We start from the raw sequence: 5,178 nt of genomic DNA, 5'->3' as shown, positions 1-5,178 counted from the left end.
GGGCTACCCCTAGCCCAAAATTGGGCATTATTCATCCGAAAATGGACGGATTTTATCCATGCTGAATAGCGTAAGTGTGGATGAAATTCAACATTAAATGGACAAATTTCGTCCAAACCTAGCCCATAGCTGGTGGGCTAGGGGTAGCCCATAGCTGGTGGGCTACCCCCCCCTTCTATATTATTGATATATAATACTTTTTTTCTCGCTCCTTCTATGATCTTAAGGAGCACCCCCGAAGGGGGCTGCCTGCCGTGCAGGTAGTCCACGGGGATGCGTAGCGGAGCGCCCCGTAAGGAGGCTGGCGACGCGTAGCCATCCCGGTGGACCCACCTGTGCGGACGGGCTGATCAGGCGGCCCTCAGGGCCGATGAATGATGGCGGCAAGCCGCGTCAGCGGCTTGCCCATGATCGGCGGCCCTAACGGGCCGCACTGGCGAACCGGATCGTATCCTATCCAGCCGCCTAGGGCGGCTCTGAGGCCCACAAAGTGGCATTGAGGGGCGTTGGGGCGAGGTTGTGCCCTATCCAGCCGCCAGGGGCGGCTCTAGGGCCGTCTGATTGCAGCCCTAATATCCGGCAACGATGACATACTGGGGGCCGCGCGCTTTGTGGACATCGTGCCATGTGACCGCATGAGCCATGTTTGGGCCAAGCTGATCAGGGGCAACCTGGACGCAGAGACGATCCTCTTTCGGGCCGCACTCGCTCAGATGAATGTTACCTCCCTTGGCTTTTAGAGCCGCGAGATTGGCCCTGTCGGTTTGGATTTGGGCGCGCAGGGCGGTTTCCTCGGTGCGAAGGCTGGCGCTTTCGTGCCGTTGCCATGCCAGGGAGAGGAAGCTTCCGCCACCGACCAGGAGCACAGCCACAGCCAGGACCATAATGGCGCGAAAATTAAGCCAGAAACTCGCTTTCCTGATAGCCTCCCCGGTTGCGGCAATGCTTTTGATGGCTGTGTCCAGATTGGTGTCATGGGTAGTGAGACTGGCCGTGGCAGTGCTCAATTTCTCGGTTTCGCCCCGAACCTCTCTGGCGATTTTCTGTCCTGCCTGCACAGCGGCGGTTGCGATGCAAGAGGCGAGTTCGGCGGGATCTGCCGATTTAACGGCCCGAGAGAGCTCTGCCAGTTGGGCGGGAGTGGCAGCTTTGGTGTCGATCTTCTGACCGATAGCAGCAACTTCGAGGCGAACCGCCTTGAGGGTTTCGACCAGTTCTACAACGGGGTCACTCATGCGCGGCCTCTACCGAGGCCGCTTGATGATTCTGGCTTGCTGCCACCTTCCTCAGATCATCGACGACCGGAGCGATATCGGTTTTGTCCACGTCGCGCGTGACCTTGGTGTCAATCTGCTTTAGCAGCCACCCGGCAATTTTTGCATCCTTCGCTGCTTCGGTCAAAACGAGCGCACCCACAATGATCTTGTGACGAGTTTCCTTCTTCCGAGATTTTTCACGTAACCGTGCAAGACGGGCCTCTGCATCGGCAATCTGCTGGTCGATAGTCTTTGCCATCTCACGGTTCCTCAATCAGAGATGATGTCACTTTATCGGATGAATATGAACTGGACAATGCACGAAGTGCGCGCTTATACATTGCTTTGCAATGTGCACGGCAGGGGTTCCCCCTGCACCCCTTCAGTAGGTGTGAGGTTGTCTGTGGCGATCTATCATGCCAGTGTGAAAGTCGTCGGGCGTGGTGGTGGCCGTTCATCGGTTGCAGCATCGGCGTACCGTTCAGGCGAATGCCTGACGAACGAGCGCGACGGCAACACGCATGATTACACCAAAAAGCAAGGCGTTGTTCATCGGGAGATTATGACTCCCGAGAATGCGCCTGCCTGGATGTCTGATCGCTCAAAATTATGGAACGGCGTCGAGGCGGCGGAAAAGCGGAAGGATGCGCAGCTATTCCGCGATGTTGAGATTGCTCTTCCCCGTGAGCTTTCGCGGGAAGAGCAGATCAACCTTGTACGGGACTTCGTGAAAGAGCGATGCGTTGACCATGGGATGGTGGCCGACATCGCTGTTCACGAGCCCCGCGCCAGCGACGGTGAGAAGCAACCTCATGCCCACATCATGCTGACCATGCGCCACATCGAGGGCGAGAGCTTTGGCAACAAGGCGCGGGAGTGGAACCCGGACTTTGCCACCAAAGACGGGAAGGGGTTCGTGAAGGACAAAAGCCCGCTGTTGGGTCTGCGAGAGGGTTGGGCTGAGCACATCAACCGGGCGTTGGAGCGCGCCCACATCGCGGAGCGGGTGGACCATCGGAGCCTGACCGTCCAGCGTGAAGTGGCACTTGAGATGTCGCAGGACCAGACTCGGCCTGAACCGGAACGCTTGCTAGCGGAGAGGTGCGCGCAGGACCTGGACCGCGAGCCGCAACCGAAGCTGGGGGCGGCGGCCGCGATGGAGCGACGGGGCGTCCAGACCGACCGCGGCGACCAGATGCGAGCCGTGCAGGGCAGGAATAGGGAGCGGCAGGGGGTTTGGCAGCAGGTGCGCGAGTGGGGGGCTCAGGCGCTCGACAAGGCCCGTGATTGGGCTGTTGAGCTTCGGGAGAGGCTGGCCGGCGTTGATCTGTCTGGGTTGAGAACCGCCAACCTCAGCGCGGCCCTGGCTGGTGCAGATCTGTCTGTGTTGCGGCAGGCCAACCAAGCTGCAGAACGCGCCAAGCAACCCACAATGGCGCGGCGTCCTACAAAGGAGGCTGTTATCTCCCGGCAGCCTAGCCGTACACCTAGCAAGGGCCGAGACGGGCCAGAGATGGACCTTTAGGCCAGAGGCCGAGTAAGGGGAACGACAAATTTATTTAGCCATGGTGTACAGGCAGAGGACTGTTGGCGCCTCTACTTATCCGGCCCGAGGTCTCTGACCTTATAGAAGCGAATCGCATCAAAGTAAGTGGCGTAATGGATCGCCTTTTCGCAAGCGGTGGGGCTGATGAACGGCACAAATCTTCCGCTAAAGCTCACCCGGTCATAGTCATTATCGGGGATTTTTGAGACAGTATGATAGAGCGGCGTGTTGGCACGAATCAGCAGCGGTCCCGAGGGAATCATGCCATCTCGCGTGACGCCGTATCCGTAGAAATTGCCGACAGACAGCCCGATTCCAAGCGATCCCGAGTAGAGATCGCGGCTAGGCAGTTCGATTGTGATCTGAACGCCGGACGGATGATGGGTTGGCAGGATCGTTTCCAGTGTGCCGATCCAGTCATGTACCGTCCCCTGCGGAATTTCGGCGCAAAACCTGCGAGCGAATTCAGTTGAGACCCTATCTTGTTGGATCTCATTTGGTGCCTGATCATACGCTTCGTTATATTTTGAAAGGGTATTGAGCAGCGCGGCCTCTTGTGGCGGCATCGCTGCGAAAGCCGGAAGGCTCACCAAACATAAGGCGACAACCACTACTTTGACAGCCGATCTCATTTCTAGGGTTCTATTTTCCAAGCAGGGTACGGCCGCGTGGTGTTAATGCGCTAAAGTATATACCAATGGCGGGCGCGTCATACTGGACTGAGCCCGAGCTTAAGAGGCCCGTTCTACACATTTCACGAAGCGTGGAATCAATTTGGTTCCAATCATAGCCATGTATTTTCAACGGATTAGTGGTTTCCTGTCCGTCGATATACGGCTGCACCAGAACGCTATCTCCAGGGTTAAGCGTAGATTCTATAGAATATAGCTTTTCGAGAATTTTGAGGCGTAATTCATTATTCAGATTTTGTGTCATTGTGGTGGCTCCCAAACTATGGCCAGAAGTCTTCTGCCATCATTTGGTCAAAGGACCATGGGCAGGTCACCGGAAAAATATTCTTGTCGATGCCGGTTTCGTTTTCAGCCTCCAGGCGCGCCACGCGGTAGGCTTCAGAAATTGCGCTATCCAAGACGGATTTGAGGCTGGGATTGTCGCGTAAATGCGAATCTAGGCTGATTCGCTGGACTTCGACGCTGTTTTGCCAGCTTTTGCTGCGCTTTGGAGCTTGGAATTGCCACTTGAGCAGATGGAGAAGCAAGATAGTCAGTCGGCTGACTAATTCGCGCTTCTCGGATTTGCCCATGCTCTCGATCTCCTCGGCGATGTGTTCAATGTCGGCCTGCGTCAGCTTCCCAGCGCGCAGAAGTCCGGCCTGTTCATTCGCCCAGGCGTAGAAATCGCGGTCATAGAGGGTCGATGTGCTCATGGTGTTGATCCTATCACGAACGGGGCGACCTCTGGCGGGAAAATAGCTTGGCCAGCAGAGACGGCTGTGGTGCCGGTGCTGGCGGGCCAGCGAGCAGCCGGAGCGCCTGGCTCAAATCCTCGATGTGCCGATCCTTGGCGGAGAGCAGAGCCTCCTTGGCCTCGATCTGCGCTTTGAGCATCCGGATTTCGGCCTGAAAAGCCATCTCATCCCCCCGGCCCAGGGGTGGCCCAAGTGGCTCATTGTGGTGGCCCGATGGGCCACCCTTGGCTTCGCCAAAGACACGAAGCATCTCTGCCGGATCAATCGTTCCATCCGGCAAAGCACTAAGTTTTCCGCTAGATACGGCCCGCTGTAGGGTGGCTCTAGATATCCCCCAGGCTTGGGCGGCTCGCCTCTGGCTCAGCATGGCCCAAGTGGCTCAATCACGTGGCCCATATGGCTCCTTCACGCGGGCTGGTAGGTCAGGCTCCAATCCCATCAGTGGCGGCTGGGTGGGCGGGTCGAGACCGGGACCAGTGGGTAGCTGGCGCTCGCCGGGATGCATGGTCGGGATACGACTCTAGGGATGGTTGTGCGCCAAGCTCAGAATGGTCTGGTTGTTCGGCATCCGAGACCAGCACTGCCGCCGAGAACAGGCTATAGCGGATGCCATCGCGGTTACCGGACCAAGCTACGCGATCGTTGACGATGTAGGCGCAGGCGGTGCCTGTCGGGCCGATCTGGCGAACTTCGATCCAGTTGCCATCCCTCAAAACCCCTAAAGCTCTCTTCAGGGTGTTCAATCCACAGCCTGCCATCTTCGCCAATGTGGCTTGAGAAACCACCAGAGCGTTGTGCCTCCCCATCTGGGAGGTGATGAGCATCATCACGGCGGCTGCCCGAGAGTTTGAAACGGCGAGCTTGGACCAACGCTCCATCGCGGCGCGTTCGACTTGCACCCAAGTTCCGCCGGGCTCGGTGGTCAATCCGAGTTGCTTTTGCTTCAT

The 5,178-nt window shown here is 57.6% G+C and carries 7 protein-coding genes; 1 reads left to right on the top strand and 6 read right to left on the bottom strand.

What is annotated here, in order from left to right; genetic code table 11:
- Nucleotides 1-569: 569 nt before the first annotated feature.
- Both ACMV_RS21090 and ACMV_RS19290 read right to left on the bottom strand, forming a co-directional pair.
- Nucleotides 570-1,235, bottom strand: coding sequence for a hypothetical protein (locus ACMV_RS21090; RefSeq protein ID WP_041665967.1), 666 nt, complete (start codon nt 1,233-1,235; stop codon nt 570-572).
- On the bottom strand, nt 1,228-1,515 hold the full coding sequence (locus ACMV_RS19290) for a hypothetical protein (protein ID WP_013641309.1): 288 nt from the start codon (nt 1,513-1,515) through the stop codon (nt 1,228-1,230). The genes ACMV_RS21090 and ACMV_RS19290 overlap by 8 nt, the downstream gene beginning before the upstream one ends.
- A 144-nt stretch (nt 1,516-1,659) precedes the next feature.
- Between ACMV_RS19290 and mobQ the strand changes: the two genes are divergently transcribed.
- A complete protein-coding gene (gene mobQ / locus ACMV_RS19285; RefSeq protein ID WP_013641308.1) occupies nt 1,660-2,781 on the top strand; it encodes a MobQ family relaxase in 1,122 nt (373 codons plus the stop codon).
- Between the two features lie 71 nt (nt 2,782-2,852).
- On the opposite strand, the gene ACMV_RS20565 is transcribed toward mobQ, so the two are convergent.
- From ACMV_RS20565 to ACMV_RS19270, 4 genes are all read right to left on the bottom strand, one after another.
- Nucleotides 2,853-3,434, bottom strand: a complete 582-nt coding sequence (locus tag ACMV_RS20565) for a hypothetical protein (RefSeq protein ID WP_148360959.1) — start codon at nt 3,432-3,434, stop codon at nt 2,853-2,855.
- Nucleotides 3,435-3,754: 320 nt separating this feature from the next.
- Nucleotides 3,755-4,189, bottom strand: a complete 435-nt coding sequence (locus ACMV_RS19280; protein ID WP_013641306.1) for a DUF29 domain-containing protein — start codon at nt 4,187-4,189, stop codon at nt 3,755-3,757.
- A gap of 13 nt (nt 4,190-4,202) precedes the next feature.
- Nucleotides 4,203-4,394 carry a hypothetical protein gene (locus ACMV_RS21740; RefSeq protein WP_231844569.1) on the bottom strand — a complete coding sequence of 64 codons (192 nt, stop codon included), beginning with the start codon at nt 4,392-4,394 and terminating at the stop codon, nt 4,203-4,205.
- 259 nt (nt 4,395-4,653) lie between these two features.
- Nucleotides 4,654-5,178 (bottom strand): replication/maintenance protein RepL, encoded by a 525-nt coding sequence (locus ACMV_RS19270; protein WP_013641304.1) that lies wholly within the window; start codon nt 5,176-5,178, stop codon nt 4,654-4,656.

This window comes from Acidiphilium multivorum AIU301 (assembly GCF_000202835.1).
Lineage (GTDB): Bacteria > Pseudomonadota > Alphaproteobacteria > Acetobacterales > Acetobacteraceae > Acidiphilium > Acidiphilium multivorum.
Note: the sequence above shows the minus strand (reverse complement) of the source record. Positions and strands in the feature narration are given on the sequence as shown.